The 25,420-nt window shown below is 34.2% G+C and carries 38 protein-coding genes; 1 reads left to right on the forward strand and 37 read right to left on the reverse strand.

Annotated elements, in window-relative coordinates; translation table 11 throughout:
• The first annotated feature begins 156 nt into the window (after nt 1-156).
• Nucleotides 157-2,214 (forward strand): tetratricopeptide repeat-containing sensor histidine kinase, encoded by a 2,058-nt coding sequence (locus AC2D6V_RS00660; protein ID WP_484646122.1) that lies wholly within the window; start codon nt 157-159, stop codon nt 2,212-2,214.
• A gap of 2 nt (nt 2,215-2,216) precedes the next feature.
• Here the strand turns inward: AC2D6V_RS00660 and ctlX are convergent, their stop codons facing one another.
• The 37 genes from ctlX to rpsL all read right to left on the reverse strand — a co-directional run bounded on the left by ctlX (nt 2,217) and on the right by rpsL (nt 25,419).
• Nucleotides 2,217-3,152, reverse strand: a complete 936-nt coding sequence (gene ctlX / locus AC2D6V_RS00665; protein ID WP_484646123.1) for a citrulline utilization hydrolase CtlX — start codon at nt 3,150-3,152, stop codon at nt 2,217-2,219.
• Between the two features lies 1 nt (nt 3,153).
• On the reverse strand, nt 3,154-4,068 hold the full coding sequence (locus AC2D6V_RS00670) for a dimethylarginine dimethylaminohydrolase family protein (protein ID WP_484646124.1): 915 nt from the start codon (nt 4,066-4,068) through the stop codon (nt 3,154-3,156).
• A gap of 143 nt (nt 4,069-4,211) precedes the next feature.
• The gene (locus AC2D6V_RS00675) at nt 4,212-5,498 is read right to left on the reverse strand and encodes a citrate synthase (RefSeq protein WP_484646125.1); all 1,287 of its coding nucleotides are present in this window, start codon (nt 5,496-5,498) and stop codon (nt 4,212-4,214) included.
• Nucleotides 5,499-5,671: 173 nt separating this feature from the next.
• On the reverse strand, nt 5,672-6,964 hold the full coding sequence (eno, locus tag AC2D6V_RS00680; RefSeq protein WP_484646126.1) for a phosphopyruvate hydratase: 1,293 nt from the start codon (nt 6,962-6,964) through the stop codon (nt 5,672-5,674).
• Nucleotides 6,965-7,093: 129 nt separating this feature from the next.
• On the reverse strand, nt 7,094-8,221 hold the full coding sequence (gene carA, locus AC2D6V_RS00685; RefSeq protein ID WP_484646127.1) for a glutamine-hydrolyzing carbamoyl-phosphate synthase small subunit: 1,128 nt from the start codon (nt 8,219-8,221) through the stop codon (nt 7,094-7,096).
• Nucleotides 8,222-8,338: 117 nt separating this feature from the next.
• Nucleotides 8,339-8,809, reverse strand: a complete 471-nt coding sequence (rplQ, locus tag AC2D6V_RS00690) for a 50S ribosomal protein L17 (protein WP_484646128.1) — start codon at nt 8,807-8,809, stop codon at nt 8,339-8,341.
• Nucleotides 8,810-8,870: 61 nt separating this feature from the next.
• Nucleotides 8,871-9,863: a DNA-directed RNA polymerase subunit alpha gene (locus AC2D6V_RS00695; RefSeq protein WP_298239227.1), complete on the reverse strand. Its 993-nt coding sequence runs from the start codon at nt 9,861-9,863 to the stop codon at nt 8,871-8,873.
• A 96-nt stretch (nt 9,864-9,959) separates the two neighbouring features.
• Entirely contained in the window at nt 9,960-10,565 is a 606-nt protein-coding gene (gene rpsD / locus AC2D6V_RS00700) for a 30S ribosomal protein S4 (RefSeq protein WP_484646129.1), read from the reverse strand.
• A 97-nt stretch (nt 10,566-10,662) separates the two neighbouring features.
• Nucleotides 10,663-11,046: a 30S ribosomal protein S11 gene (gene rpsK, locus AC2D6V_RS00705; protein ID WP_238675662.1), complete on the reverse strand. Its 384-nt coding sequence runs from the start codon at nt 11,044-11,046 to the stop codon at nt 10,663-10,665.
• A gap of 8 nt (nt 11,047-11,054) precedes the next feature.
• The gene (gene rpsM, locus AC2D6V_RS00710; RefSeq protein ID WP_484646130.1) at nt 11,055-11,429 is read right to left on the reverse strand and encodes a 30S ribosomal protein S13; all 375 of its coding nucleotides are present in this window, start codon (nt 11,427-11,429) and stop codon (nt 11,055-11,057) included.
• Nucleotides 11,430-11,431: 2 nt separating this feature from the next.
• Complete coding sequence (ykgO, locus tag AC2D6V_RS00715; protein ID WP_010181906.1) at nt 11,432-11,548, reverse strand: type B 50S ribosomal protein L36; 117 nt, start codon at nt 11,546-11,548, stop codon at nt 11,432-11,434.
• Nucleotides 11,549-11,558: 10 nt separating this feature from the next.
• Complete coding sequence (infA, locus tag AC2D6V_RS00720; protein ID WP_298239224.1) at nt 11,559-11,774, reverse strand: translation initiation factor IF-1; 216 nt, start codon at nt 11,772-11,774, stop codon at nt 11,559-11,561.
• Nucleotides 11,775-11,783: 9 nt separating this feature from the next.
• Entirely contained in the window at nt 11,784-13,130 is a 1,347-nt protein-coding gene (secY, locus tag AC2D6V_RS00725) for a preprotein translocase subunit SecY (RefSeq protein ID WP_484646131.1), read from the reverse strand.
• Between the two features lie 14 nt (nt 13,131-13,144).
• Nucleotides 13,145-13,597: a 50S ribosomal protein L15 gene (gene rplO, locus AC2D6V_RS00730; RefSeq protein WP_484646132.1), complete on the reverse strand. Its 453-nt coding sequence runs from the start codon at nt 13,595-13,597 to the stop codon at nt 13,145-13,147.
• A 16-nt stretch (nt 13,598-13,613) separates the two neighbouring features.
• A complete protein-coding gene (gene rpmD, locus AC2D6V_RS00735; protein WP_099563536.1) occupies nt 13,614-13,793 on the reverse strand; it encodes a 50S ribosomal protein L30 in 180 nt (59 codons plus the stop codon).
• 11 nt (nt 13,794-13,804) lie between these two features.
• Nucleotides 13,805-14,329 (reverse strand): 30S ribosomal protein S5, encoded by a 525-nt coding sequence (gene rpsE / locus AC2D6V_RS00740; protein ID WP_484646134.1) that lies wholly within the window; start codon nt 14,327-14,329, stop codon nt 13,805-13,807.
• Nucleotides 14,330-14,335: 6 nt separating this feature from the next.
• Nucleotides 14,336-14,692 (reverse strand): 50S ribosomal protein L18, encoded by a 357-nt coding sequence (rplR, locus tag AC2D6V_RS00745; protein ID WP_484646135.1) that lies wholly within the window; start codon nt 14,690-14,692, stop codon nt 14,336-14,338.
• 10 nt (nt 14,693-14,702) lie between these two features.
• The gene (rplF, locus tag AC2D6V_RS00750; RefSeq protein ID WP_484646136.1) at nt 14,703-15,245 is read right to left on the reverse strand and encodes a 50S ribosomal protein L6; all 543 of its coding nucleotides are present in this window, start codon (nt 15,243-15,245) and stop codon (nt 14,703-14,705) included.
• An 18-nt stretch (nt 15,246-15,263) separates the two neighbouring features.
• Nucleotides 15,264-15,662: a 30S ribosomal protein S8 gene (rpsH, locus tag AC2D6V_RS00755; RefSeq protein WP_484646137.1), complete on the reverse strand. Its 399-nt coding sequence runs from the start codon at nt 15,660-15,662 to the stop codon at nt 15,264-15,266.
• Between the two features lie 68 nt (nt 15,663-15,730).
• On the reverse strand, nt 15,731-16,000 hold the full coding sequence (gene rpsN, locus AC2D6V_RS00760) for a 30S ribosomal protein S14 (protein ID WP_484646138.1): 270 nt from the start codon (nt 15,998-16,000) through the stop codon (nt 15,731-15,733).
• A 3-nt stretch (nt 16,001-16,003) separates the two neighbouring features.
• Nucleotides 16,004-16,555 carry a 50S ribosomal protein L5 gene (rplE, locus tag AC2D6V_RS00765; protein WP_298239216.1) on the reverse strand — a complete coding sequence of 184 codons (552 nt, stop codon included), beginning with the start codon at nt 16,553-16,555 and terminating at the stop codon, nt 16,004-16,006.
• Nucleotides 16,556-16,557: 2 nt separating this feature from the next.
• Entirely contained in the window at nt 16,558-16,869 is a 312-nt protein-coding gene (gene rplX / locus AC2D6V_RS00770) for a 50S ribosomal protein L24 (protein ID WP_484646139.1), read from the reverse strand.
• A 15-nt stretch (nt 16,870-16,884) separates the two neighbouring features.
• On the reverse strand, nt 16,885-17,253 hold the full coding sequence (gene rplN, locus AC2D6V_RS00775) for a 50S ribosomal protein L14 (RefSeq protein WP_069831953.1): 369 nt from the start codon (nt 17,251-17,253) through the stop codon (nt 16,885-16,887).
• 2 nt (nt 17,254-17,255) lie between these two features.
• Complete coding sequence (gene rpsQ / locus AC2D6V_RS00780; protein ID WP_019386276.1) at nt 17,256-17,513, reverse strand: 30S ribosomal protein S17; 258 nt, start codon at nt 17,511-17,513, stop codon at nt 17,256-17,258.
• A 12-nt stretch (nt 17,514-17,525) separates the two neighbouring features.
• Entirely contained in the window at nt 17,526-17,717 is a 192-nt protein-coding gene (rpmC, locus tag AC2D6V_RS00785) for a 50S ribosomal protein L29 (RefSeq protein ID WP_484646140.1), read from the reverse strand.
• A gap of 13 nt (nt 17,718-17,730) precedes the next feature.
• Nucleotides 17,731-18,150: a 50S ribosomal protein L16 gene (gene rplP / locus AC2D6V_RS00790; RefSeq protein ID WP_298239215.1), complete on the reverse strand. Its 420-nt coding sequence runs from the start codon at nt 18,148-18,150 to the stop codon at nt 17,731-17,733.
• Between the two features lie 21 nt (nt 18,151-18,171).
• Nucleotides 18,172-18,894 (reverse strand): 30S ribosomal protein S3, encoded by a 723-nt coding sequence (rpsC, locus tag AC2D6V_RS00795; protein ID WP_484646141.1) that lies wholly within the window; start codon nt 18,892-18,894, stop codon nt 18,172-18,174.
• 6 nt (nt 18,895-18,900) lie between these two features.
• Nucleotides 18,901-19,308 (reverse strand): 50S ribosomal protein L22, encoded by a 408-nt coding sequence (gene rplV, locus AC2D6V_RS00800; protein WP_345192171.1) that lies wholly within the window; start codon nt 19,306-19,308, stop codon nt 18,901-18,903.
• Between the two features lie 6 nt (nt 19,309-19,314).
• Nucleotides 19,315-19,593: a 30S ribosomal protein S19 gene (gene rpsS, locus AC2D6V_RS00805; protein WP_034043300.1), complete on the reverse strand. Its 279-nt coding sequence runs from the start codon at nt 19,591-19,593 to the stop codon at nt 19,315-19,317.
• 3 nt (nt 19,594-19,596) lie between these two features.
• Nucleotides 19,597-20,424, reverse strand: a complete 828-nt coding sequence (gene rplB / locus AC2D6V_RS00810) for a 50S ribosomal protein L2 (RefSeq protein ID WP_484646142.1) — start codon at nt 20,422-20,424, stop codon at nt 19,597-19,599.
• Between the two features lie 10 nt (nt 20,425-20,434).
• Nucleotides 20,435-20,725 carry a 50S ribosomal protein L23 gene (gene rplW, locus AC2D6V_RS00815; RefSeq protein WP_484646143.1) on the reverse strand — a complete coding sequence of 97 codons (291 nt, stop codon included), beginning with the start codon at nt 20,723-20,725 and terminating at the stop codon, nt 20,435-20,437.
• Nucleotides 20,726-20,730: 5 nt separating this feature from the next.
• Entirely contained in the window at nt 20,731-21,360 is a 630-nt protein-coding gene (rplD, locus tag AC2D6V_RS00820) for a 50S ribosomal protein L4 (protein ID WP_484646144.1), read from the reverse strand.
• On the reverse strand, nt 21,360-21,977 hold the full coding sequence (gene rplC / locus AC2D6V_RS00825; RefSeq protein ID WP_484646145.1) for a 50S ribosomal protein L3: 618 nt from the start codon (nt 21,975-21,977) through the stop codon (nt 21,360-21,362). The genes rplD and rplC overlap by 1 nt, the downstream gene beginning before the upstream one ends.
• A gap of 119 nt (nt 21,978-22,096) precedes the next feature.
• Nucleotides 22,097-22,402, reverse strand: a complete 306-nt coding sequence (rpsJ, locus tag AC2D6V_RS00830) for a 30S ribosomal protein S10 (RefSeq protein ID WP_295985741.1) — start codon at nt 22,400-22,402, stop codon at nt 22,097-22,099.
• An 11-nt stretch (nt 22,403-22,413) separates the two neighbouring features.
• Complete coding sequence (gene fusA, locus AC2D6V_RS00835) at nt 22,414-24,540, reverse strand: elongation factor G (RefSeq protein WP_484646146.1); 2,127 nt, start codon at nt 24,538-24,540, stop codon at nt 22,414-22,416.
• Between the two features lie 6 nt (nt 24,541-24,546).
• Nucleotides 24,547-25,023 (reverse strand): 30S ribosomal protein S7, encoded by a 477-nt coding sequence (gene rpsG / locus AC2D6V_RS00840; RefSeq protein WP_298239210.1) that lies wholly within the window; start codon nt 25,021-25,023, stop codon nt 24,547-24,549.
• 21 nt (nt 25,024-25,044) lie between these two features.
• Nucleotides 25,045-25,419, reverse strand: a complete 375-nt coding sequence (rpsL, locus tag AC2D6V_RS00845) for a 30S ribosomal protein S12 (RefSeq protein ID WP_102756994.1) — start codon at nt 25,417-25,419, stop codon at nt 25,045-25,047.
• Between the last annotated feature and the right edge of the window lies 1 nt (nt 25,420).

Raw genomic sequence — 25,420 nt, forward strand, 5'->3', positions numbered from 1 at the left:
TGTTAAAGCTATTAATCAATCTGATAAGTTTATATCATTTTTTTAGGCTAACTATCAAATACATTTAAACATAAAATAGAGTTTTATTATTCCCTCAATAAAGACCTCTATATATAACTACTCATTAAAAACTTTTGGTTATATATCATAAATTGTATGAATAAAATAATTACGTTAGGTCTATTATTTACTTTCTTCTTAGGGTTCTCTCAAACCCAAGACATAGATAGCCTAACCATACAATTAGCCTTTCAAAAACAAGATACTTTAAAAGCAGACACTTCCTTAAAACTTATTAAGTCACTCTACGATGCAAGCGATTATAATAGAGCTTTAAAATATATTCTTGAAAGTGAAAAACTTGCGACCGAATTAAATTACAATCAGGGTCTTGCTGAAATTAACTATTACAAAGGGTTAATTTATACTCAAAAAGATGATTACATAAATGCTATAAGTAGTTATTCCAAATCAAAATCACTTTTTATCCTAATACAAGACACCCTTGGTATTGCTAGAGTGAATAATAGCATAGGGGTAATTGAAATAAAACGTGGTAATTATGCTAAGGGATTACAACACGCTTTATCTGCTATAAATATTTTAGAAAAACGTGATTTAAAAAACGAACTTAATTTAGCATACAGTAATCTTGCTGAAGCATATTTTAGTATTAAAGCTTACGATAAAGCGACAGAGTATTACTTGAAAGCTCTGAATATTCAGGAAATTTTGAATGACACTAAAGGTGTTAACGAATCTAACAGTCAATTGGCGAGGTTGTATTCAATGAATAAAGAGCATAGAAAAGCTATTGAATATTATACAAAGGTTTTAAATGCGAACCAATCTAACGATTCAATAAGAGGCCATATATCAGCTAAATTAGGTGGAGAGTATTTGCAGTTCAATGACTTTAAAAATGCTTCAAAATATCTATTAGAAGGGCTAAATATAAACCGCCAAACTAAGAATGATGCGGGTTTATTGACCTCATTAAATAATCTAGGCGCTTTAAATTTACAACAAAAACGCTTAATTCTAGCCGAAAGACAATTGTTAGAAGCGGGTGTTATTGCTAAGCGAATTGACAACAAACAAGAGCTATTAATCTACTACGGCTTAATGAAAACTTTAGATTCTACTAAAAGAAGGTTTGATCGTGCTTTTGTTTGGCAAAGAGAATATTACGACTTAAAAAACAAGTTGAACACCAATACAGCTGCTGTTAATGTAATACCTGATATGGATTTAGAATCGGATTTAAGTATTACAAAAACGAGTACTTCCAACAACTTGTCTGCAGCAAATAATCAAGAAATTTCTGAGAGTCAAGAAAAAATGAAACGCTTTAAATTGTTGTTTTATATTCTATTGGCTGCATTGATTCTGATGGGTGTTTTCTTAGCATTAATTTATTCTAAACGTAACGACAATGTTAAGTATGTACAAGAATTAGAAGAAAAGAATTTAAAAATTGAATTGCAAAATGTAGCTTTTGCTGAACAAACCAAACATTTAGAGAATGTAAATGAAGTAAAAGACAAATTATTTTCCATTATATCTCATGACCTAAAAGATTCGCTGTCATCAATTAATGGATTTATTAATTTGCTTAAAGATGGAAGCCTATCAAGAGAAGAGTTCGACAATTTAATACCAGAACTTAGCGAGAATGCAAACAATGCATCATTGTTATTATTTAACCTATTGAATTGGTCTAAATCTCAAATGCAATCCTTAGAGCCTAAACCAAGTTTATTTGATATTCAAGATGTTTTTGAAGACAAAGTAAAACTTGTAGAACAGCGCATGGAAAGCAAAGGCATTAATTTAGTAGATCACTCCTTACGTGATTTTGCTTATGCCGATAAAAGTATGATTGAAATTGTAGTGCAAAATCTACTTGCCAATGCACTGAAATTCTGTAATGCAGGCGATACAATTACGGTCTCAAATCATATTAGTAACGGTCATTGCATTTTAAGTGTTGCAGACACAGGTGTAGGTATTTCAAAAGAAAATATTGGTAAACTTTTTAAGAGTAGTTCTTTTACAACCACTGGAACAAATAATGAAAAAGGCACTGGTTTAGGCTTATCAATTTGCAAAGAACTTGTCGAACTTAACAAAGGAAAAATCTGGGTTGAAAGTACCTTAAATGTTGGTAGTACATTTTATGTGCAATTGCCAAAACAGAAGCCAGAAATATAAATTTAAGCTTTAGGCAAAAACACCTCTGCCATCATACATCGAGCACTACCGCCACCACAGGCTTCAATGGTATCTAATGAACTTGACAGAATATTAGTGTGTTCCTTAAGTGTTTTTATTTGGTTTGTAGTAAGTGAATCGTAAGCAGCTTGACTCATAATTAAATAAAGTTCATCATTTGCTCCTTTTACCTGCAACATGTTTCCCGCAAAATTATTCACCTGACTCTCAGTTATAGTTATAATCTCCTTACCATCTTCCTTTAAATGTTTAATCACATTTTTACGTTCCTTTTTATCGTCAATACTACTCAAACAAATTACAGCAAAAGTTTCACCAATACACATCATCACATTGGTATGATAAATAGCTTGGCGTTCCCCATTAATGGTTTGATTAGAGGTAAACACAATTGGGAAGAACTCAAAGTCCTCACAAAATTCAATAAACAGATCTTCATTTGCTCTAGGTGATAATGCGCAATAAGCCTTCCTATTTACACGGTCGAGTATAACGCTTCCAGTTCCTTCGAGAAATACCTCTTCCTTTTCTGCATCGGTGTAATCAACTATTCTATTAATAACAAAGCCTTTTTCCTCCAGGGTTTCTAATATATCTTCCCGTCTTTCTAAACGTCTATTTTCGGCAAACATAGAATACAATCCAACATCGCCATTTTCATGAAAAGACACCCAGTTATTAGGGAAAATAGAATCTGGGGTATCTGTTTCTTTCGTATCGTCTACAACAACGACATTAACACCTATACCTCTAAGCTTTTCTACATAATCATCAAATTCCTTTTGTGCTTTAGCATTAACAGTTTCAGGTAACATATTATCCAAAACTTTTTGGTAATAATTATTTACAGCAGTTTGCTCGTTCATCCTGAAACCTATGGGACGAATCATCAATATGTTATTTGTAGTTTGTTGCATTTTAATCTCTTATTAGTGGCATTGTGGTACAGCGCAATAACCCTTCTTGCTTTCCTATTTCGGCATAAGGGACTTCTTCTACTGTAAAACCTTGTTCACGAAGCCATGTATTCAATCGGGTGAAATTTTTTTCTGAAATAACGACATCATCAGAAATTGAAAAAACATTGCTATACATTTGATACATTTCTTCTTTCGAAATTTCAAACACATTGTCTTTTCCAAAGAATTCAACTAGCCAATCATATTCATGTTGAACTAAAAAGCCGTTTTTATGAATAATCGCCTTACCCTTACCCAATGGATTAAAACAACAGTCTAAATGTAAAGCATTTTCTTTAGGATTGGTATTTGATTTTCTGAGTTCGAATGACTTAACTATTTTGTTTGGAAAAAGTTCTTGAAGCGCCATAACAGCATCTATATTAGTTCGTGCTGTAATTAATTCTGGATAATCTGCACCAGAATAGGTGCCAACAAAAATATAATCGTTCCAAGGCATAACATCACCTCCTTCGACATGACATTCTTCAGGAAGAATTACTCTATTTTCTTCGGCAACCTGCTTCCATATATAATCTATTGCTTCGACTTCTTCCTCTCGATGTGGCAATATATTAGCCTCAATAATTTTATCTTCTATAACAAACGCAATATCCCTTGAGAATATCTGATTACAATTTTTTATAACCTCTGGTCTATAGACTTTAATATCGTATTTCTTGAAAACAGCTTCAACAGCATTCATTTCAAGGATCATATCTTCTTCTTTGGGATAAGTTCCAGCTTTTATATGCTCAATACTCTTAGGATCGTAACAGTCTTCAATTTTTGGAGTAGGTCCATTACTTTCTGCCGTACCCAAAACAACGGTTCTTAACCTTGAAGTTTCATTTTTTACATTTAATTTTAACATACACTAGAACTAAAATAATTAAGGATTCAAAGCTAACAATAATTAAGCAATTTTTGAATTATTCGTAAAAATATTGCTTAAAAAAAGAAAAGCTTCATGAAAAATTCACGAAGCTTAATAATATTGTAAAAAAAGACTATTGACTATCTGTTTTCAACAGACTTAAAAAGTCTTTCTTTTTCTCCTATATATAATTGTCTTGGTCTTCCAATTGGTTCCTTACGTAATCGCATTTCTCTCCATTGTGCAATCCAACCAGGTAAACGCCCTAAAGCAAACATTACTGTAAACATATCTGTAGGAATTCCCATAGCTCTATAAATTATACCTGAGTAAAAATCTACGTTAGGATACAATTTACGTTTAACAAAATACGGATCATTTAAAGCTTCTTGCTCTAGTCCTTTCGCTATTTCTAAAATTGGATCTTCTACACCTAAATCTGCAAGTACTTCGTCTGCTGCTTTTTTAATAATTTTAGCGCGAGGATCGAAATTTTTGTAAACACGATGACCGAAGCCCATTAATCTAAAAGGATCTTCTTTGTCTTTTGCTTTAGCCATATACTTTTTAGTATCGCCACCATCTTCTTTAATTGCTTCCAACATTTCTAGCACTGCTTGGTTTGCACCTCCATGCAAAGGTCCCCAAAGTGCTGAAATACCAGCTGATAATGATGCAAATAATCCTGCATGCGACGAACCAACAATTCTTACAGTAGAAGTTGAACAGTTTTGTTCATGATCAGCGTGAAGTATTAATAACTTATCTAAAGCATCTACAACTATTCTATTTTGTACATATTCCTCGTTAGGTTGTTTAAACATCATTTTTAAAACATTTTCAACATAACCCAGAGAATTAGAGCCATAATCTAAAGGAAGCCCTTGCTTTTTACGCATGGTCCAAGCTACTAATACAGGAAACTTACCAAGTATTTTAACAACAGAATTATACATATCATCTTCAGAGTTTACATTTACCGAAGATGGATTAAAAGCAGTTAAAGCACTTGTAAGTGATGATAACACGCCCATTGGATGTGCCGACTTAGGAAAGGCGTCAATAATCTTTCTAATATCATCATCTACAATCGATTTTGATTTAATGTCCGCATGAAATTTATCGTGTTGCTCCTTTGTAGGTAGTTCTCCAAAGATTAAAAGAAAAGCCACTTCCAAGAAATCGGCTTTTTCGGCCAATTCCTCGATAGAGTAACCTCTATATCTTAAAATTCCTTTTTCACCATCCAAAAACGTCACACCACTCTCACAAGAACCTGTGTTCTTGTATCCTGGATCTAAGGTTATATAACCTCCAGTGGCAGCTCTTAGGCTTTTAATATCAATTCCAACTTCATTTTCGGTTCCTTCAACTAAAGGAAATTCATGTTTTTGACCATCTATTTCTATGGTAGCAGTATTTGCCATAAGTACACGTTAATTTAAATTATTTAAGCGGAACGCTAATTTACGAAATATCCCCTTATTTTTAAAGCTAACTGGTAATGTTTTAATCAATTTAAATATTATTAAAATTGATGCTAAATAAAAAAAGCGATTGTTAAAAATAACAATCGCTTTTTGAATATAATTTAAGGCTATTATTTGATTTTAAATGCTTTTTCTTGTGGAAAATAAGCAACTTCTCCAAGTTCTTCTTCAATACGTAATAATTGATTGTACTTTGCCATACGATCACTACGCGATGCTGAACCTGTTTTAATTTGACCTGTATTTAATGCTACCGCTAAATCTGCAATAGTATTATCTTCAGTTTCTCCAGAACGGTGAGACATTACAGACGTATAACCCGCATTATGCGCCATATTTACAGCTGCAATTGTTTCGGTTAAAGTCCCTATTTGGTTTACTTTAATAAGAATTGAATTAGCAATACCTTCATCAATACCTCTTGATAAACGCTCTACATTCGTTACGAATAAATCATCACCAACTAATTGTACTTTATCTCCAACTAATTCAGTTAAGTATTTCCATCCATCCCAATCGTTTTCGTCCATCCCATCTTCAATAGAAATAATTGGATATTTAGATGCTAATTCAGCTAAATATTCAGCTTGTTCTTTAGATGTTCTAATAACACCTGAATCGCCTTCAAATTTCTTATAATCGTATTTACCATCAACAAAAAATTCAGCGGATGCACAATCTAGAGCAATTTTAACTTCGTCTCCAAATTTATAACCAGCGTTTTCAACAGCTTTTGCTATAGTATCTAAAGCATCTTCTGTCCCTCCAGCCAAATTAGGTGCAAATCCACCTTCATCACCAACAGCAGTACTTAAATTTCTATCGTGTAATACTTTTTTTAGATTATGGAAAATCTCTGTTCCCATTTGCATAGCATGTGTAAAGTTTTTAGCTTTTACAGGCATAATCATAAACTCTTGAAACGCGATAGGTGCATCACTATGAGAACCACCGTTGATTATATTCATCATTGGTAACGGTAAAGTATTTGCAGAAACGCCTCCTACATAACGATATAAAGGTAATCCAAGCTCTCCAGCCGCCGCTTTAGCAACTGCTAAAGAAACACCCAAAATAGCATTAGCCCCTAATTTAGATTTATTTTTTGTGCCATCTAAATCAATCATGATTTGATCGATTAAGTTTTGTTCTAATACAGAAACACCAAGTAATTCTTGAGCAATGATAGAATTTACATTATCTACGGCTTTTAAAACACCTTTACCCATATATGCTTTACCACCATCACGTAATTCAACAGCTTCATGCTCACCGGTTGATGCTCCAGATGGTACTGCAGCTCTTCCTAATATGTCATTTTCTGTTACAACATCAACTTCTACTGTGGGGTTTCCTCTTGAATCAAGAATTTGTCTTGCGTGGATATTAATTATAATACTCATAATTGGTTTATTTTTAATCGTTTAATACTTCAAATTTACGGCTAAATCTTATCTTTTTTTAGATGTTTTTAACAAAACAAGCAAAAAAACATCTATAACGTTTTAGTTAAATTCAGCCTATTTTAGAAGTTATTTGTTAGCTACTTCTAACTTGTTTTTTTTAATATTTTCAATGAATTGATCGAACAAATATTCAGAATCATGTGGACCAGGACTTGCTTCTGGATGATACTGAACTGAAAAACAATTTTTATTTTTCATGGCTAAACCAGCAACTGTATGATCATTTAAGTGTACATGTGTCACTTGTAAATCTTCATTTGCTTCTGCGGATTCTCTATTAACAGCAAAACCATGATTTTGAGAGGTTATTTCTCCTTTACCAGTTATCAAGTTTTTAACTGGATGGTTAATACCTCTGTGTCCATTATGCATTTTATAAGTGGAAACACCATTTGCCAAGGCAATTACTTGATGTCCTAGACATATACCGAATAATGGTAAATCTCTTTTTATAATTTCTTTTGCAACCTCCTGGGCTTCTACCAATGGCTCTGGATCTCCAGGTCCGTTAGACAAAAAATAACCATCTGGATTAAAAGCCTCTAAATCTTTAAATTTTGAATTGTATGGAAATACTTTTATGTAGGCTCCCCTTTTTGCAATATTGCGAAGAATATTCTTTTTGATACCAATATCTAATGCCGCAACTCTATAAGCTGCATTTTCTTCTCCAAAATAATATGGTTCTTTGGTTGACACCTTTGAAGCCAATTCTAAACCTTCCATATTCGGTACTTCAGCTAATTGCTTCTTTAAACCATCAATATTATCAACATCGGTTGAAATTACAGCATTCATAGCACCATTATCTCGAATATAACTTACTAATGCCCTTGTATCAACATCTGATATTGCTAAAAGATTATTTCTTTCAAGAAAATCTTCTAATGAACCTTCTGAATCTACTCTAGAATACTCATAGCTAAAGTTTTTTACTATAAGACCCGCTATCTTTATAGAATCTGATTCTACTTCATCTGCATTTGTTCCGTAATTACCAATATGAGCATTAGTGGCTACCATTAATTGTCCATAATATGATGGATCTGTGAAAATCTCTTGATACCCTGTCATGCCCGTATTAAAACAGACTTCGCCAAAAGCTGTACCTTGCTTATTTCCCACTGCCTTACCGTAAAAAATAGTACCATCTGCTAGTAGAATGATGGCATTTTGTCGTTTTTGATATTTCATTTATTCACTTAAATTCATAAGATTCCTGCCTACACAGGAATGAAGTTTTACAAAATTGCATAAAAAAAAGGATAAACTAAAATAGTTTATCCTTTATATTTAAATGCTTATTAACATTTATTCTTCTTCGTTAGATGCTTGAGTTTCAACTGGAGCAGTAGCAGGTTTAGAACCTCCTCTTCTACTTCTTCTAGTTGTTTTCTTTTCTTTCCTACCAGCATTATAGATTTCGTTGTAATCTACTAACTCAATCATTGCCATATCAGCATTATCACCAAGTCTGTTTCCTAATTTGATGATTCTAGTATAACCTCCCGGGCGATCAGCTACTTTTACTGCTACATCTCTAAATAATTCTATTACCGCATCTTTTTGCCTTAAAGTTGCCATAACGATACGTCTGTTATGAGTTGTATCTTCTTTAGATTTAGTAATCATTGGCTCAACAAATTGTTTTAAAGCTTTTGCTTTGGCAACTGTAGTGTTAATACGTTTGTGTTCAATTAATGAACAAGCCATATTAGCCAACATTGATTTTCTATGGGCAGTTTTTCTACCTAAATGGTTTACTTTTTTTCCGTGTCTCATGACATTTTAAATTTAATCATCATCTTGCTCAACCCACTATTGAGGAGCAAACTATGATGTATTAGTCTTTATCTAATTTATACTTTGTTAAATCCATTCCGAAATTTAAGCCTTTAACATTAACAAGCTCTTCAAGCTCAGTTAAAGATTTCTTACCGAAGTTACGGAACTTCATTAAATCATTTTTATTGAATGATACTAAGTCTCCTAAAGTATCTACCTCTGCAGCTTTTAAACAATTTAATGCACGAACAGATAAATCCATGTCAATTAATTTAGTTTTAAGCAACTGACGCATGTGTAATGATTCTTCATCATATGTTTCAGTTTGTGCAATTTCATCAGCTTCTAAAGTTATACGCTCATCTGAGAATAACATGAAGTGGTGAATTAAGGTTTTAGCTGCCTCTGTTAATGCGTCTTGAGGTGTAATAGAGCCATCTGTTATGATTTCAAAAACTAATTTTTCATAATCAGTTTTTTGCTCAACACGATAGTTTTCTATACTATACTTAACGTTTTTAATTGGTGTGTAAATAGAATCGGTAAAAATAGTTCCTATTGGTGCAGAAGCTTTTTTGTTTTCTTCAGCAGGTACATATCCTCTACCTTTTTCTATAGTGATTTCTATATTGAAATTTACTTTAGGGTCTAAATTACAGATTACTAATTCTGAATTTAAAACTTGGAATCCTGAGATAAACTTCTGAAAATCACCAGCTAATATTTGTTCTTGACCAGAAATTGATATAGAAATAGATTCGTTATCAATATCTTCAATTTGTCTTTTAAAACGTACTTGTTTTAAGTTTAAGATAATTTCGGTTACATCTTCCACTACTCCTGCAATTGCAGAAAATTCATGGTCTACACCTTCTATTCTAACCGATGTGATTGCAAATCCTTCTAATGAAGAAAGCAAAACTCTTCTTAATGCATTACCTACTGTTAATCCATAACCAGGCTCTAATGGTCTGAATTCGAATTTACCTTCGAAATCAGTAGAGTTAATCATGATTACTTTGTCGGGCTTCTGAAAATTAAATACTGCCATATTTTTCTTCGTTTTAATTGTTATTTAGTTGCGCGGTCTAAAAGTTTGAAGAAATACTTATAAACCCTTTGGCCAAATACCAATATGATTAATTTATTATTTAGAATATAATTCTACGATGAATTGTTCGTTTATATTTTCTGGAATTTGAATTCTTGCAGGAACAGAAACATAAGTTCCTTGTTTCGTGTCATCATTCCAAGTAATCCATTCATAAACATGACTTGAATTTGAAAGCGATCTTTCAATAGCTTCAAGTGATTTAGATTTTTCTCTAACTGCAACAATATCTCCTGCTTTTAATGAGTAAGAAGGAATATTTACTAATTCCCCGTTTACAGTGATATGTCTGTGAGATACTAATTGTCTAGCACCACTTCTTGTTGGAGCGATCCCCATTCTGAATACTACATTATCTAATCTAGACTCACAAAGCTGTAATAATACTTCACCAGTAATACCTTGTGCAGCTCTAGCTTTTTTAAATAATCCTCTAAATTGACGTTCTAAAATACCATAAGTATATTTAGCTTTTTGCTTTTCCATTAATTGGATAGCGTACTCAGATTTTTTTCCACGTCTTCTATTGTTTCCGTGTTGACCTGGAGGGTAATTTCTTTTTTCGAATGATTTATCATCTCCGAAGATAGCTTCGCCAAATTTACGAGCTATTTTAGTTTTAGGACCAGTATATCTTGCCATTTTAAATTTGTTTTTAAGAGTGATTATGAATTAAGGTCTTAATCTTATCCTTCGATAATCGTTGATCTCTTGTTGATACTTGTTATTATTAATTTATTTAAACTCTTCTACGCTTAGGAGGTCTACACCCATTGTGTGGCAATGGAGTAACATCGATAATCTCAGTTACTTCAATACCTGCATTGTGGATAGAACGGATAGCAGATTCTCTACCATTTCCCGGTCCTTTAACATAAACCTTTACTTTTTTCAATCCAGCTTCTTGAGCTACACCAGCAGCATCTTCAGCAGCTAATTGAGCAGCATAAGGCGTGTTTTTCTTAGAACCTCTAAATCCCATTTTACCAGCTGAAGACCATGAAATAACGTCTCCTTTTTTGTTGGTAAGTGAAATAATGATGTTATTGAAAGAAGCAGTAACATGTGCTTCTCCAACAGAGTCTACAATAACTTTACGTTTTTTAGTGCTTGTCTTTGCCATATTACTTATTATTTAGTTGCCTTTTTCTTGTTAGCAACTGTTTTTCTTCTACCTTTTCTTGTTCTAGAGTTGTTTTTAGTACGTTGCCCTCTTAAAGGAAGACCCGATCTATGACGAATTCCTCTGTAACATCCAATATCCATTAATCGCTTAATGTTTAATTGCGTTTCAGAACGTAATTCACCTTCGATAGTAAAAGAACCTACAGCTTCACGAATACCATTAATTTGGTCATCGGTCCAATCTTGAACTTTAATACTTTCGTCTACCTTAGCTACAGCTAAAATGTCTTTTGCTCTACTTCTACCTATTCCATAGATATAAGTTAAAGAGATTACTCCTCTTTTGTTTTTTGGTATGTCTACACCTGCAATTCTTGCCATAATTACCCTTGTCTTTGTTTAAATCTAGGATTCTTTTTGTTTATCACGTAAAGTCTACCTTTTCTACGCACGATTTTGCAATCGGCACTTCTTTTCTTTAATGATGCTCTTACTTTCATCGTATTCGTATTAGTATCTGTAAGTTATTCGAGCCTTAGTTAAATCGTAAGGACTCATTTCTAATTTCACTTTATCTCCTGGTAACAATTTAATGTAATGCATACGCATTTTACCAGAAATATGTGCTGTCACGATGTGACCATTTTCTAATTCCACACGAAACATAGCATTCGATAATGCTTCATTAATCGTTCCGTCTTGTTCTATTGCTGCTTGTTTTGCCATAGTATAAAATTAAGCTACTGCTTTTCTATTTTTACCAGTTTTCATCAAACCATCATAGTGTCTATTTAACAAGTATGAATTTACTTGTTGCATAGTATCAATCGCAACTCCAACCATAATTAATAATGAGGTTCCTCCGAAAAATAAAGCCCATCCCGCTTGAACGTTCATAAGCTTAACTATAAATGCTGGGAACACAGCTATCAATGCTAAGAATATAGAACCTGGTAAGGTTATTTGAGACATTATTTTATCTAAATATTCAGATGTTTCAGAACCTGGACGGATACCAGGAATAAAACCTCCACTACGTTTTAAATCGTCTGCCATTTTATTAGTAGGTACCGTAATCGCTGTATAGAAGTATGTAAATACTATAATTAACAAAGCAAATACTACATTATACCAGAAACCAAAAATATCAGAAAACTGAGTTTGCATCCAAGCACCTACAGTTGTTTCTTTTAAGAAAGAAGATCCTCCTATTAAACTTGGTACAAACATAATTGCTTGAGCAAATATAATTGGCATTACCCCAGAAGCATTAAGCTTTAAAGGAATATATTGTCTTGATCCAGCCATAGCACTTTTCTCGTAGCCACCAGAAGCAGTTCTTCTTGCATATTGCACCGCTATTTTTCTAACAGCCATTACAAGCAAGATTGAAGCTAATATGATTACAAACCATACAACCAATTCAAAAAGAATTAACATAACGTTATTACCTTCTAACCTCGTTGCTGCATTTTGTAAAAATGCTTGTGGTAACGTAGCAATAATACCCACCATAATTAACAATGAAATACCATTACCAATACCTTTATCGGTGATTTTTTCACCTAACCACATGGCGAAAATACATCCTGTAACCAAAATCACAATAGATGAAAAATAGAACAATCCGCCTGTTCCTAATAAGAAAGCAGATGGTGGAATACCTAAAGCAGGTAAACTCGCTAAATAACCAGGAGCTTGTACTAAACAAATTGCAATGGTTAACCAACGTGTAATCTGAGTTATCTTTTTCTGACCACTAGCGCCTTCCTTCTGTAGCTTCTGTAAATAAGGAATTGCAATTCCCATTAACTGCACTACAATAGAAGCAGAAATGTAAGGCATAATACCAAGTGCAAAAACCGAAGCATTTGCAAAAGCTCCACCAGTAAAGGCATTAAGTAAACCTAATAACCCACCATCTGTACTATCTGCTAAACCACCTAATTGGGCTGCATCAATACCTGGTAAAACTACCTGTGCACCAAAACGATAAACTAATAACAAACCCAAAGTCACTATGATTCTGTTTCTTAGTTCTTCTATTTTCCAAACATTCTTTAATGATTCTATAAATTTCATACTTATAATAAGTCTTATATAGTTACAGCTTCTCCACCAGCAGCTTCTATAGCAGCTTTTGCTGATGCAGTAAACTTATGAGCAGTTACTTTTAATTTTGCTTTTAATTCGCCACGACCTAATATTTTAACTAAATCATTTTTTCCAGCTAAACGGTTTGAGAATAAAATATCAAAATCTACTGTACCTTTTATTTTCTTATCATCAACCAATTGTTGCAAAGTATCTAAATTAATACCTTGATAATCAACACGATTAATATTAGTAAAACCAAATTTAGGAACACGTTTTTGAAGAGGCATTTGACCACCTTCAAATCCTAGTTTCTTAGAATAACCTGAACGAGATTTTGCTCCTTTGTGACCACGTGTTGCCGTACCACCTTTACCAGAACCTTGTCCTCTACCTATTCGTTTTCCTTGGTTTTTTACTGAACCTTCTGCAGGTTTTAAATTACTTAAATCCATTTTTCAGTTTATATTTTTAAGCTTCTTCTACAGAAACTAAATGTGAAACTTTAGCAACCATACCAAGAATATTTGGTGTAGCTTCATGCTCTTTTACTTGACCAATCTTTTTAAGACCTAAAGCCTCTAAAGTTCTTTTTTGTCTTTGCGTACGATTGATTGCACTTTTAACTTTCGTTACTTTAATCTTTGCCATCTCTGTCCTTATTAAGCTTTAAAAACTTGTTCAAGTGAAATACCTCTATCTCTTGCAATTGCCCTAGCATCTCTTAATTGTAATAAGGCATCAAAAGTTGCTTTTACTACATTATGAGGATTTGAAGACCCTTGAGATTTTGATAATACATCATGTACACCGACTGCTTCAAGTACTGTTCTTACAGCACCACCAGCAATTACACCTGTACCAGGAGCTGCAGGAATAATGTTTACTCTTGCACCACCATATTTACCTTTTTGTTCGTGAGGTAAAGTTCCTTTTATAATAGGAATTCTAACAAGGTTTTTCTTTGCATCTTCAACCGCTTTTGCAATAGCACTAGCAACATCTTTAGATTTTCCTAAACCTTGACCTACAACACCAGCTTCATCACCAACCACTACAATCGCTGAAAAACCAAATGCTCTACCACCTTTAGTTACTTTAGTAACTCTTTGTACACCAACTAAACGATCTTTAAGATCTAATCCACCTGGTTTTACTAACTCTGCACTTTTATATTTTTGAAACATAATTTCTTAGAATTTTAGTCCTGCTTCTCTAGCTCCTTCAGCCAATTGTTTAACTCTACCATGATATAAATAACCACCTCTATCAAAAGAGACAGTTTCTACACCAGCTTTTAAAGCTTTTTCAGCAAGAGCCTTACCTACTAATTTAGCTACTTCAGATTTAGTTGCTTTTGCAGCACTAATATCTTTATCTCTTGAAGATGCTGAACTGATAGTGTTACCAGTTACATCATCTACTAATTGAGCATAAATTTCTTTATTACTTCTAAAAACAGCTAATCTTGGTCTTGCTTCTGTACCAGAAACAACCTTACGGATTCTGTTCTTTATTCTTACTCTTCTTTGATTCTTTGTCAATGCCATAACTTAATTATTAAGCTGATTTACCTGCTTTTCTTCTTATTTCCTCACCAACAAACTTAACACCTTTACCTTTGTAAGGTTCTGGTTTTCTAAAACCGCGAATTTTTGCAGCTACTTGACCTACAAGTTGTTTATCAAAAGAGGTTAGTTTAACAATTGGGTTTTTTCCTTTCTCTGATATTGTTTCTACTTTTACTTCTGGAGCAATATTTAAAACAATATTATGAGAAAAACCTAAAGCTAAATCTAATTTCTGACCTTGGTTAGATGCTCTATAACCTACACCAACCAATTCTAATTCTTTAGTCCATCCTTTAGATACACCTTCAATCATATTATGCATTAATGATCTGTATAAACCATGTTTTGCTTTTTGATCTTTAGTATCTGATGAGCGAGTAACCCACACGCTTCCGTCTTCCACTTTTATTTCTATAGAATCGTAATTTTGTGTTAACTCTCCTAATTTTCCTTTTACAGTTACTACGTTTTCTTTAACGTCTACTGTTACACCTTCTGGAATGGCTACTGGATTATTTCCTATTCTTGACATTTCTTTCTGGCTTTAAAATTAGTATACGTAACATAAAACTTCTCCACCTACATTATCCCTTTTAGCTTGCTTACCTGTCATCACTCCGTGAGAAGTTGAAACTATAGCAATACCTAAACCATTTAAGATACGTGGTAAATCGTCAGCACCGGCATACTTACGCAAACCTGGTGTACTAATTCTTTGAAGTTTTTTAATTACTGGTTCTTTTGTTTCTTTATTGTACTTAAGCGCTATTTTGATAGTGCCTTGTACAGAAGAATCATCAAATTTGTAACTTAAAATATATCCTTGTTCGAATAATATTTTAGTGATGTCTTTTTTAAGATTAGAAGCAGGAATCTCCACAACTCTGTGGTTAGCACGCACTGCATTTCTAATTCTTGTCAAAAAATCCGCAATTGGATCTGAATACATAATGAATTGATTTTGCGGTTTTGGTTTTCAGATTATTCTGAACCTTAAACCTGATTATTTAAATAATATTACCAACTTGCTTTTCTAACTCCAGGGATAAGACCTTGATTGGCCATTTCTCTGAATGTTACACGTGAAACTCCAAAAGTTCTCATGTACCCCTTTGGTCTTCCAGTTAATTTACATCTATTATGCATACGAATTGGAGAAGCATTTTTTGGCAGCTTTTGTAATGCTTCGTAATCTCCAGCTTCTTTTAAAGCTTTACGTTTCTCTGCATATTTAGCTACTGTTTTAGCTCTTTTTACCTCACGGGCTTTCATTGATTCTTTAGCCATAACTTAGTTCTTTTTAAAAGGTAACCCTAATTCAGTTAATAATGATTTTGCTTCTTTATCAGTATCTGCAGTTGTAACAAATGTAATATCCATGCCAGAAATTTTATTGACTTTATCAATATTTATTTCTGGGAATATAATTTGCTCAGTAACCCCTAAATTGTAGTTACCTCTACCGTCAAATCCTGTAGCTTTAATTCCGTTAAAATCTCTTACACGTGGAAGTGCAGAAGTTACTAAACGGTCTAAAAACTCATACATTCTCTCACCACGTAAAGTTACTTTAACACCAATTGGCATCCCTTTACGTAATTTAAATGATGCAACATCTTTTTTAGATAATGTAGATATCGCTTTTTGTCCAGATATAGTTGTTACCTCTTCTACAGCGTAGTCGATTAACTTTTTGTCTGCAACTGCTGCTCCAACACCTTTAGATATTACTATCTTAGTAAGCTTAGGAACTTGCATTACATTCTTATATCCAAATTCGTCCGTAAGAGCTGCAATTACTCTGCTTTTATACTCTTCTTTAAGTCTAGGTGAATATGCCATAACTATATTACTTCATTAGATTTTGTTGAAAATCTTACTTTTTTATCGCCTTCTACTCTATAACCAATTCTTGTTGTTTCTCCTTTTGAAGTTAACAATGATAAATTAGAAATATGAATAGCAGCTTCTTTCTCTACGATTCCTCCCTGAGGGTTTTGTGCACTTGGCTTAGTATGTTTCTTAACCATGTTTACACCCTCAACAATCGCTTTGTTCTTTTCTATTAATACTTTTTGTACTTTCCCTTCAGATCCTTTATGGTCTCCAGCAATTACTTTAACAGTATCTCCAGTTTTTATTTTAAGCTTTGTCATCTTACAAATAATGTATTAAAGCACCTCTGGTGCTAATGATACAATCTTCATGAATTGTTTATCACGAAGTTCTCTAGCAACAGGACCAAATACGCGAGTACCTCTCATCTCACCCGTTGGGTTTAATAAAACACATGCGTTATCATCGAATCTAATATAAGATCCATCTGGTCTTCTTACTTCTTTCTTGGTACGTACAACAACTGCTGTAGAAACTGCTTTTTTCTTAATGTTTCCATTAGGAGTTGCATCTTTAACAGAAACAACTATCTTATCACCAACAGAAGCATATCTTCTTTTAGTTCCTCCTAAAACACGGATAACTAAAACTTCTTTTGCTCCAGTATTGTCTGCTACTTTTATTCTTGATTCTTGTTGTAACATAATTATTTAGCTCTTTCTAGGATTTCTACTAATCTCCAACATTTAGATTTACTTAAAGGTCTAGTTTCCATGATCTTTACAGTGTCTCCAATATTACAGTCGTTTGTTTCGTCGTGTGCAACGTATTTTTTCGTTTTTAACACGAACTTACCATACATAGGATGTTTTACTTTTTTAACTTCTGCAACAACTATTGATTTTTGCATTTTGTTACTAGTAACAACTCCTATACGTTCTTTTCTTAAATTTCTTGTTTCCATCTTTCAGCAGAATTATTGTAATTCTCTTTTAGTTAATTCGGTCGCAATTCTAGCTACAGTACGTCTAATTGCACGTAACTGAATTGGATTTTCTAAAGGAGATATTGCATGAGCCAATTTTAGGTCTGAATAACTCTTTTTTGTTTCACCAAGCCTCTCTTGTAACTCAGCTACAGATAATTCTTTAATTTCTGATTGTTTCATCTTATTAAATAAATTATGCTTCGTAATCTCTAGCGATTAAAAACTTAGTTTTTACAGGTAGCTTTTGCGCTGCTAAACGTAATGCTTCTTTTGCAACGTCTAATGGCACTCCTCCCACTTCAAATAAAATACGCCCTGGTCTACATACAGCTACCCATAATTCTACAGCACCTTTACCTTTACCCATACGTACTTCAAGAGGCTTTTTTGTGATAGGCTTGTCTGGAAATATTTTAATCCAAAGTTGCCCTTCTCTTTTCATGTAACGTGTAGCGGCAATACGAGCTGCTTCAATTTGACGTGCTGTAATAAACGTAGCGTCTAATGCTTTTATTCCAAAAGTCCCGTTTGAAAGTTGATGCCCTCTTCCAGAGAGACCTTTCATACGTCCTTTTTGTTGTTTACGAAATTTTGTTCTTTTAGGCTGTAACATTTTTCTTTAATTTATAAAAAATTACTTTCTACGACGAGGTCCTTTATTTCCACCACGTCCTCCGGCTCCACCTTTTCCTTGCTTCTTAGATAATCCAACAAGCGGAGAAAGTTCTCTTTTACCATATACTTCACCTTTCATGATCCATACTTTAACACCCAATCTACCATAAGTAGTATGTGCCTCAACTAAAGCATAGTCAATATCGGCTCTAAAAGTTGATAAAGGAATACGTCCTTCTTTGTAGTGTTCTGAACGTGCCATTTCTGCACCATTTAAACGTCCACTAATTTGGATTTTAATTCCTTCAGCATTCATACGCATTGTAGCAGCAATAGCCATCTTGATTGCACGTCTGTATGAAATTCTATTTTCAATTTGACGAGCGATGCTTGATCCTACTAAAAACGCATCAAGTTCAGGTCTTTTAATTTCAAAGATGTTAATCTGAACTTCTTTTTCAGTAATTTTTTTAAGCTCTTCTTTTAACTTGTCTACCTCTTGACCGCCTTTACCAATAATGATACCTGGACGAGCCGTTGTGATAGTAACGGTTACAAGTTTTAAAGTTCTCTCAATAATTACTCTACTTACACTAGCTTTAGATAAACGCGCATGAACGTATTTTCTAATCTTATCGTCTTCGGCAAGTTTATCACCATAATCGTTTCCTCCGTACCAGTTAGATTCCCATCCTCTGATAATTCCTAAGCGATTTCCGATTGGATTTGTTTTTTGTCCCATACTCTATTAAGCTTGTGTGTTATTGTTAGCTCCAACTACGATTGTTACGTGGTTAGAACGTTTTCTAATTCTGTGTGCACGGCCTTGAGGCGCTGGACGTAATCTTTTTAACATAGATCCGCTATCAACTTTAATCTCTTTTACTACCAATTCAGCCTCTTCAATATTAGCTTCTTCGTTTTTAGATTGCCAGTTTGCAATTGCAGACAATAACAATTTCTCTAAACGACCTGATGCTTCTTTTTGGTTGAATTTTAAGATATTAAGTGCATGTTCTACTTTTTCGCCTCTTACTAAATCGGCTACTAAACGCATTTTTCTTGGTGATGTAGGACAATTATTAAGTTTAGCAAAAGCAACATGCTTTTTAGCTTCCTTAATAGCGTCTGCCATTTGTTTTTTACGACTTCCCATAGCTTACTACTTTTTACCTTTATTTTTAGCACCTGCATGTCCACGGAATGAACGTGTTGGTGAAAATTCTCCTAATTTATGACCTACCATATTCTCAGTTACATAAACTGGTACAAATTGACGGCCATTGTGCACTGCTATAGTTTGTCCAACAAAATCTGGAGTAATCATACTAGCACGAGACCAGGTTTTGATTACCGTCTTTTTGTTGTTTTCAACATTAACAGCTACTTTCTTTTCTAATTTATAATGAACGTAAGGTCCTTTTTTTAATGATCTTGCCATGTCTTATTTCTTTCTACGTTCTACAATATATTTATTACTTGCTTTAGTCTTAGAACGGGTTCTGAATCCTTTAGCTGGTATACCGTTTCTAGAACGTGGATGCCCACCTGAAGATTTACCTTCACCACCACCCATTGGGTGATCAACTGGATTCATTACTACTGGTCTAGTACGTGGTCTTCTTCCTAACCAACGTGTTCTACCTGCTTTACCACCAACTAATAATTGATGATCTGAGTTAGATACAACGCCTATAGTAGCCATACAGTTCGCAAGAATTAATCTAGTTTCTCCTGAAGGTAATTTAACCGTAGCAAACTTCCCGTCTCTTGCCATTAATTGAGCAAATGCTCCAGCACTACGAGCCATAATAGCTCCTTGACCTGGACGTAACTCTATACAAGAAATAATAGTTCCTAATGGAATTTCACTTAAGGGCATTGAGTTTCCAATTTCTGGAGCAACACCTTCTTTACCAGATACTACATTTTGTCCAACCTGAAGTCCATTTTGAGCAATAATGTATCTTTTCTCACCATCTTGATAGTTCAATAATGCGATAAAAGCTGTTCTGTTTGGATCGTATTGAATAGAAGCAACTTCACCAGGAATCCCAGCTTTGTCTCTTTTAAAATCGATAATACGATACTTTTTCTTATGACCTCCACCAATATAGCGCATGGTCATTTTTCCTCGATTGTTTCTACCACCAGACCTTTTATTCGGAACGAGTAAACTCTTTTCCGGCTTATCAGTAGTAATGGCATCGTAACCGTTTACTACTCTAAATCGCTGTCCTGGTGTGATTGGTTTTAATTTTCTTACTGACATTGTTGTCTAATTACATGTTACTGTATAAATCAATCATTTCACCTTCCGCCAGTTGTACAATTGCTTTTTTAACAGCATTTGTTTTACCATTTTGAATACCAGTTTTTGTGTGCTTGGTACTACGATCTGGACGGACATTTATAGTACGAACTTTTTCAACAGAAACACCATAAGCAGCTTCTACCGCTTTTTTGATTTCTACCTTGTTCGCCTTTGTATTCACTGAGAACGTATAGCAGTTTCTCAACTCACTATTAGCTGTCGCTTTTTCTGTGATTATAGGTTTAATTAAGATATTCATTATTTCTATTTACTTAAGTTTGTTTCAATTCCCGCTAAAGCTCCTTCTAATAGCACTACTTGATTTGCATTTAAAATCTTGTAAGTGCTTAATTCTGATGAAGTTATAACTTCCGAGCTTTTTAAATTGCGCGATGACAAATATACGTTATTATTTGAGCCACCCAACACAAAGAGAGTTTTTTTGTTTTCAAGCTGTAAAGCCTTTAAAACTGCTGTAAAATTCTTAGTCTTTACAGAATCAAAATTAAAGTCTTCAAGAACCGTAATTGACTTCTCCCCTGCTTTAATACTTAAAGCAGATTTACGTGCTAAACGCTTTAAGTTTTTATTAAGTTTGAAGTTGTAATTTCTTGGTCTTGGACCGAACATACGACCTCCGCCTTTAAATATACCAGACTTAATACTACCTGCTCTAGCAGTACCAGTTCCTTTTTGCTTTTTAATTTTACGTGTACTTCCAGTAATCTCAGCGCGTTCTTTCGATTTGTGAGTTCCTTGACGTTGGTTTGCTAAATATTGTTTAACATCCAAATATACCGCGTGATTATTAGGCTCAATAGCGAACACATCTTTAGAAAGGTCTGCCTTTCTACCTGTGTCTTTTCCGTTTATATCTAAAACTGCTACTTTCATTATTTTCTAATAATTACATAAGCGTTTTTGTGACCAGGAACACATCCTTTAACCACAAGTAGATTTTTTTCAGTAACTACTTTTAAAACTCTTAAATTTTGAACTTTAACTGTGTCTCCACCCATTCTTCCTGCCATTTTCATCCCTTTAAAAACACGAGCAGGATAAGATGCAGCTCCAATAGATCCTGGCGCTCTTAAACGGTTATGCTGACCGTGGGTAGCTTGACCTACACCACCGAAACCATGACGTTTTACAACACCTTGAAATCCTTTACCTTTAGATGTTCCTGCTACATCAACGAATTCTCCTTCGTTAAAATGCTCTACAGTGATTGCATCTCCTAATTTGTACTCCTCATCAAAACCTTGAAATTCAACGATTTTACGCTTTACAGAAGTACCCGCTTTTTTAGCATGACCTAAGTCAGCTTTAGTAGCGCTTTTTTCTGTCGCGTCATCGAAACCAAGTTGAACAGCTTCATAGCCATCAACTTCTTCGGTTCTGACTTGGGTAACGATACATGGTCCAGCTTCGATTACAGTACAAGGAATGTTTTTTCCATTGTCATCAAAGATGCTGGTCATACCGATTTTTTTTCCAATTAACCCAGACATAATTATTTATTTAATTTATTACTATTTATTAAAATTCAAGGCTGAAAATACGTTTCAGCCTTGAATTGTATTTTTACCGTTTTTCCTTCGCTCGCAGCTCAGGACATGTAAGTTTATAACTAAACTTTAATTTCCACTTCAACACCACTTGGTAACTCAAGCTTCATTAACGCATCAATTGTTTTTGATGACGAAGAGTAAATATCAAGTAATCTCTTATATGAGCTTAACTGAAATTGTTCTCTTGATTTCTTGTTTACGTGTGGAGAACGTAACACAGTGAAAATTTTCTTGTGAGTTGGTAATGGAATTGGTCCAGTTACTACAGCTCCAGTACTTTTTACTGTTTTTACAATCTTATCAGCAGACTTATCTACTAAGTTAAAATCGTAAGACTTTAATTTTATTCTGATTTTTTGACTCATTTTCTTAACTTTTAAGATTGTTCTCCTTTAGCTGCTTTGATAACCTCTTCAGATATATTTGAAGGTGTTTCAGCATAATGTGAAAATTCCATTGTTGACGTTGCACGACCTGATGATAATGTTCTTAATGTTGTTACATATCCAAACATTTCTGATAATGGCACAGTAGCTTTTACAGTTTTTGCACCAGCTCTATCACCCATATCACTCACTTGTCCTCTTCTTCTGTTTAAATCTCCAACAATGTCACCCATATTTTCTTCAGGAGTAATTACCTCAAGTTTCATAATTGGTTCCATGATTACAGCTTTGGCAGCTCTAGCACAGTTTTTAAATCCAAGTTTAGCAGCTAATTCAAAAGATAATTGATCTGAATCCACATCGTGATACGAACCATCTCTTAAAGTAACTTTCATAGCATCGATTTCGTAACCTGCTAAAGGTCCGTTAACCATTGCCATTTTAAATCCTTTTTCAATTGAAGGAATAAATTCTTTAGGAACGTTCCCACCTTTAATTACAGATTCAAACTGAAGTCCTGTTGTACCTTCTTCAGCTGGCTCAACCGTAAATACAATATCTGCGAATTTACCACGACCACCAGATTGTTTTTTATAAACTTCTCTATGATCTGCAGCTTGTGTAATAGCTTCTTTATATTCAACCTGTGGCTGACCTTGATTTACTTCTACTTTAAACTCACGACGTAAACGATCTACAATTACATCAAGGTGAAGCTCACCCATTCCTGAAATAATAGTTTGCCCAGAAGCTTCGTCTGAACGTACAGTAAATGTTGGATCTTCTTCAGCTAATTTAGCTAAACCCATTCCTAATTTATCAACATCTGCTTTGGTTTTAGGCTCAACCGCGATACCAATTACTGGATCTGGGAAGTCCATAGATTCTAATACAATTGGATGTTTTTCATCTGAAAGTGTATCTCCTGTTTTGATAGATTTAAATCCAACAGCAGCTCCAATATCACCAGCTTCTATAAAATCAATTGCATTTTGCTTATTAGCATGCATTTGATAAATTCTTGAAATACGCTCTTTTTTACCAGAACGATTATTTAGAACATAAGAACCTGCATCTAAACGACCAGAATATGCTCTAAAAAATGCTAAACGACCTACAAAAGGATCTGTAGCAATTTTAAATGCTAAAGCAGCAAATGGCTCCTTTACATCTGGCTTGCGTAAAATTTCTTCTCCAGAATCTGGATCAGTCCCAACAATTCCTTCTTTATCTGTTGGAGAAGGCAAATAACGACATACAGCATCTAATAAGAATTGCACTCCTTTATTTTTAAATGCAGAACCACAAATCATTGGAATAATTGCCATATCCATTACAGCAGCTCTAAGCGCAGCATGCACTTCTTCTTCTGTAATAGAATCTTCATCTTCCATGAATTTTTCTAAAAGATCCTCGTCGTAACCAGCAACTTCTTCAATAAGCAATGCACGGTATTTATGAGCTTCTTCTTTAAGTTCTTCTGGAATTTCGATTACGTCAAAAGTCGCCCCTTGAGTTTCATCATGCCATATAATAGCACGATTTTTCACTAAATCGATAATTCCTTTAAAATCTTCTTCGTCACCAATATTTAAAACGATTGGCACCGCGTTAGATTTCAACATATCTTTTACTTGTTGACAAACACCTAAAAAGTCAGATCCTTGACGGTCCATTTTATTAACGAAACCAATTCTAGGTACTTTATAGTTATCAGCTAGTCTCCAGTTAGTTTCAGATTGTGGCTCAACACCATCAACTGCACTAAATAAGAATACCAACCCATCAAGCACACGTAATGAACGATTCACCTCTACGGTAAAATCAACGTGACCTGGTGTGTCAATTATATTAAAGTGATATCCTTTAGTATCTGGTGTAGGTTCTCCATTTTCAATTGGAAACTCCCATGTACAAGTAGTAGCAGCAGAAGTAATTGTAATACCTCTTTCCTGCTCTTGCTCCATCCAGTCCATTGTTGCAGCACCATCGTGTACCTCTCCAATTTTATGCGAAACACCTGTATAATAAAGAATACGTTCTGTAGTAGTAGTTTTTCCTGCATCAATATGTGCAGCAATACCTATATTTCTAGTAAATTTTAAATCTCTTGCCATTACCTATTAAAATCTAAAGTGAGAGAATGCTTTGTTTGCCTCTGCCATTTTATGAGTATCAACTCTTTTCTTAACAGCTGCTCCTTCTTCTTTAGCTGCAGCTAATATTTCTGCTGCTAAACGGTTAGCCATAGATTTTTCGTTTCTTTTACGAGAATAGCTAATAAGCCATTTCATCGCAGTTGAAACTTTACGGTCTGGACGGATTTGCATTGGAATTTGAAATGTTGCACCACCAACACGACGACTACGTACTTCTACGTGAGGCATCACATTTGATAAAGCATCTTTCCATATTTCTAATGCTGTTTTTTCTTCGTCAGTTTTTTTCGAATCTACCATATCAATTGCATCGTAGAATACTTTAAAAGCTACGGACTTCTTACCATCCCACATCATCATATTAACGAATCGAGTTACTAACTGATCGTTAAAACGTGGATCTGGTAAAAGCGGTCTCTTTTTTGCTGCTCTTTTTCTCATGTCTTCTTCTTAAAGTTTAAATTACTTCTTAGGGCGTTTAGCACCATACTTAGATCTACGTTGCGTTCTACCTGAAACACCTGCTGTGTCTAAAGCACCACGCACAATGTGATATCTAACTCCTGGCAAATCTTTTACCCTTCCACCTCTAACCAATACTATCGAGTGCTCTTGTAGATTATGTCCTTCTCCACCAATGTATGCATTAACCTCGTTACCGTTTGTTAAACGAACCCTTGCTACCTTACGCATTGCTGAGTTAGGTTTTTTAGGAGTTGTTGTGTAAACACGAGTACATACACCACGTCTTTGCGGACAAGAATCTAAAGCAGCCGATTTACTCTTCTTGGTTATTTTGGCTCTTCCTGTTCTTACTAATTGTGAAATTGTTGGCATA

Source organism: Algibacter sp. YIN40 (genome assembly GCF_057219435.1).

Coding starts and splice junctions, on each gene's coding strand:
- rplB (WP_484646142.1), bottom strand. CDS start 20,424: ATGTCAGTAAGAAAATTAAAACCAATCACACCAGGACAGCGATTTAGA.
- rpsE (WP_484646134.1), bottom strand. CDS start 14,329: ATGTTTCAAAAATATAAAAGTGCAGAGTTAGTAAAACCAGGTGGATTA.
- rplN (WP_069831953.1), bottom strand. CDS start 17,253: ATGTTACAACAAGAATCAAGAATAAAAGTAGCAGACAATACTGGAGCA.
- rplC (WP_484646145.1), bottom strand. CDS start 21,977: ATGTCTGGGTTAATTGGAAAAAAAATCGGTATGACCAGCATCTTTGAT.
- rpsN (WP_484646138.1), bottom strand. CDS start 16,000: ATGGCTAAAGAATCAATGAAAGCCCGTGAGGTAAAAAGAGCTAAAACA.
- eno (WP_484646126.1), bottom strand. CDS start 6,964: ATGAGTATTATAATTAATATCCACGCAAGACAAATTCTTGATTCAAGA.
- rpsQ (WP_019386276.1), bottom strand. CDS start 17,513: ATGGAAACAAGAAATTTAAGAAAAGAACGTATAGGAGTTGTTACTAGT.
- rplX (WP_484646139.1), bottom strand. CDS start 16,869: ATGACAAAGCTTAAAATAAAAACTGGAGATACTGTTAAAGTAATTGCT.
- rplE (WP_298239216.1), bottom strand. CDS start 16,555: ATGGCATATTCACCTAGACTTAAAGAAGAGTATAAAAGCAGAGTAATT.
- rplQ (WP_484646128.1), bottom strand. CDS start 8,809: ATGAGACACGGAAAAAAAGTAAACCATTTAGGTAGAAAAACTGCCCAT.
- secY (WP_484646131.1), bottom strand. CDS start 13,130: ATGAAATTTATAGAATCATTAAAGAATGTTTGGAAAATAGAAGAACTA.
- ctlX (WP_484646123.1), bottom strand. CDS start 3,152: ATGCAACAAACTACAAATAACATATTGATGATTCGTCCCATAGGTTTC.
- AC2D6V_RS00675 (WP_484646125.1), bottom strand. CDS start 5,498: ATGGCAAATACTGCTACCATAGAAATAGATGGTCAAAAACATGAATTT.
- AC2D6V_RS00670 (WP_484646124.1), bottom strand. CDS start 4,068: ATGTTAAAATTAAATGTAAAAAATGAAACTTCAAGGTTAAGAACCGTT.
- rpsL (WP_102756994.1), bottom strand. CDS start 25,419: ATGCCAACAATTTCACAATTAGTAAGAACAGGAAGAGCCAAAATAACC.
- infA (WP_298239224.1), bottom strand. CDS start 11,774: ATGGCAAAACAAGCAGCAATAGAACAAGACGGAACGATTAATGAAGCA.
- rpsH (WP_484646137.1), bottom strand. CDS start 15,662: ATGTATTCAGATCCAATTGCGGATTTTTTGACAAGAATTAGAAATGCA.
- rpsC (WP_484646141.1), bottom strand. CDS start 18,894: ATGGGACAAAAAACAAATCCAATCGGAAATCGCTTAGGAATTATCAGA.
- rplW (WP_484646143.1), bottom strand. CDS start 20,725: ATGAATATCTTAATTAAACCTATAATCACAGAAAAAGCGACAGCTAAT.
- fusA (WP_484646146.1), bottom strand. CDS start 24,540: ATGGCAAGAGATTTAAAATTTACTAGAAATATAGGTATTGCTGCACAT.
- rplO (WP_484646132.1), bottom strand. CDS start 13,597: ATGGATTTAAGTAATTTAAAACCTGCAGAAGGTTCAGTAAAAAACCAA.
- ykgO (WP_010181906.1), bottom strand. CDS start 11,548: ATGAAAGTAAGAGCATCATTAAAGAAAAGAAGTGCCGATTGCAAAATC.
- rplV (WP_345192171.1), bottom strand. CDS start 19,308: ATGGGAAGTCGTAAAAAACAAATGGCAGACGCTATTAAGGAAGCTAAA.
- rpsK (WP_238675662.1), bottom strand. CDS start 11,046: ATGGCAAAGACAAGCACTAAAAAACGTAAAGTTATTGTAGACTCTGTT.
- AC2D6V_RS00660 (WP_484646122.1), top strand. CDS start 157: ATGAATAAAATAATTACGTTAGGTCTATTATTTACTTTCTTCTTAGGG.
- rpmC (WP_484646140.1), bottom strand. CDS start 17,717: ATGAAACAATCAGAAATTAAAGAATTATCTGTAGCTGAGTTACAAGAG.
- rplD (WP_484646144.1), bottom strand. CDS start 21,360: ATGAAAGTAGCAGTTTTAGATATAAACGGAAAAGACACAGGTAGAAAG.
- rpsD (WP_484646129.1), bottom strand. CDS start 10,565: ATGGCAAGATATACTGGTCCTAAAACTAAAATAGCTCGTAAATTTGGC.
- AC2D6V_RS00695 (WP_298239227.1), bottom strand. CDS start 9,863: ATGGCAGTATTTAATTTTCAGAAGCCCGACAAAGTAATCATGATTAAC.
- rpsJ (WP_295985741.1), bottom strand. CDS start 22,402: ATGAGTCAAAAAATCAGAATAAAATTAAAGTCTTACGATTTTAACTTA.
- rpmD (WP_099563536.1), bottom strand. CDS start 13,793: ATGGCAAAGATTAAAGTAACGAAAGTTAAAAGTGCAATCAATCGTACG.
- rplF (WP_484646136.1), bottom strand. CDS start 15,245: ATGTCAAGAATAGGAAATAATCCAGTAGCCATTCCAGAAGGTGTAACA.
- rpsS (WP_034043300.1), bottom strand. CDS start 19,593: ATGGCAAGATCATTAAAAAAAGGACCTTACGTTCATTATAAATTAGAA.
- rpsM (WP_484646130.1), bottom strand. CDS start 11,429: ATGGCAAGAATTGCAGGTGTAGACATACCAAAAAACAAAAGAGGAGTA.
- rplP (WP_298239215.1), bottom strand. CDS start 18,150: ATGTTACAGCCTAAAAGAACAAAATTTCGTAAACAACAAAAAGGACGT.
- rplR (WP_484646135.1), bottom strand. CDS start 14,692: ATGGCATTGACAAAGAATCAAAGAAGAGTAAGAATAAAGAACAGAATC.
- rpsG (WP_298239210.1), bottom strand. CDS start 25,023: ATGAGAAAAAGAGCAGCAAAAAAGAGACCGCTTTTACCAGATCCACGT.
- carA (WP_484646127.1), bottom strand. CDS start 8,221: ATGAAATATCAAAAACGACAAAATGCCATCATTCTACTAGCAGATGGT.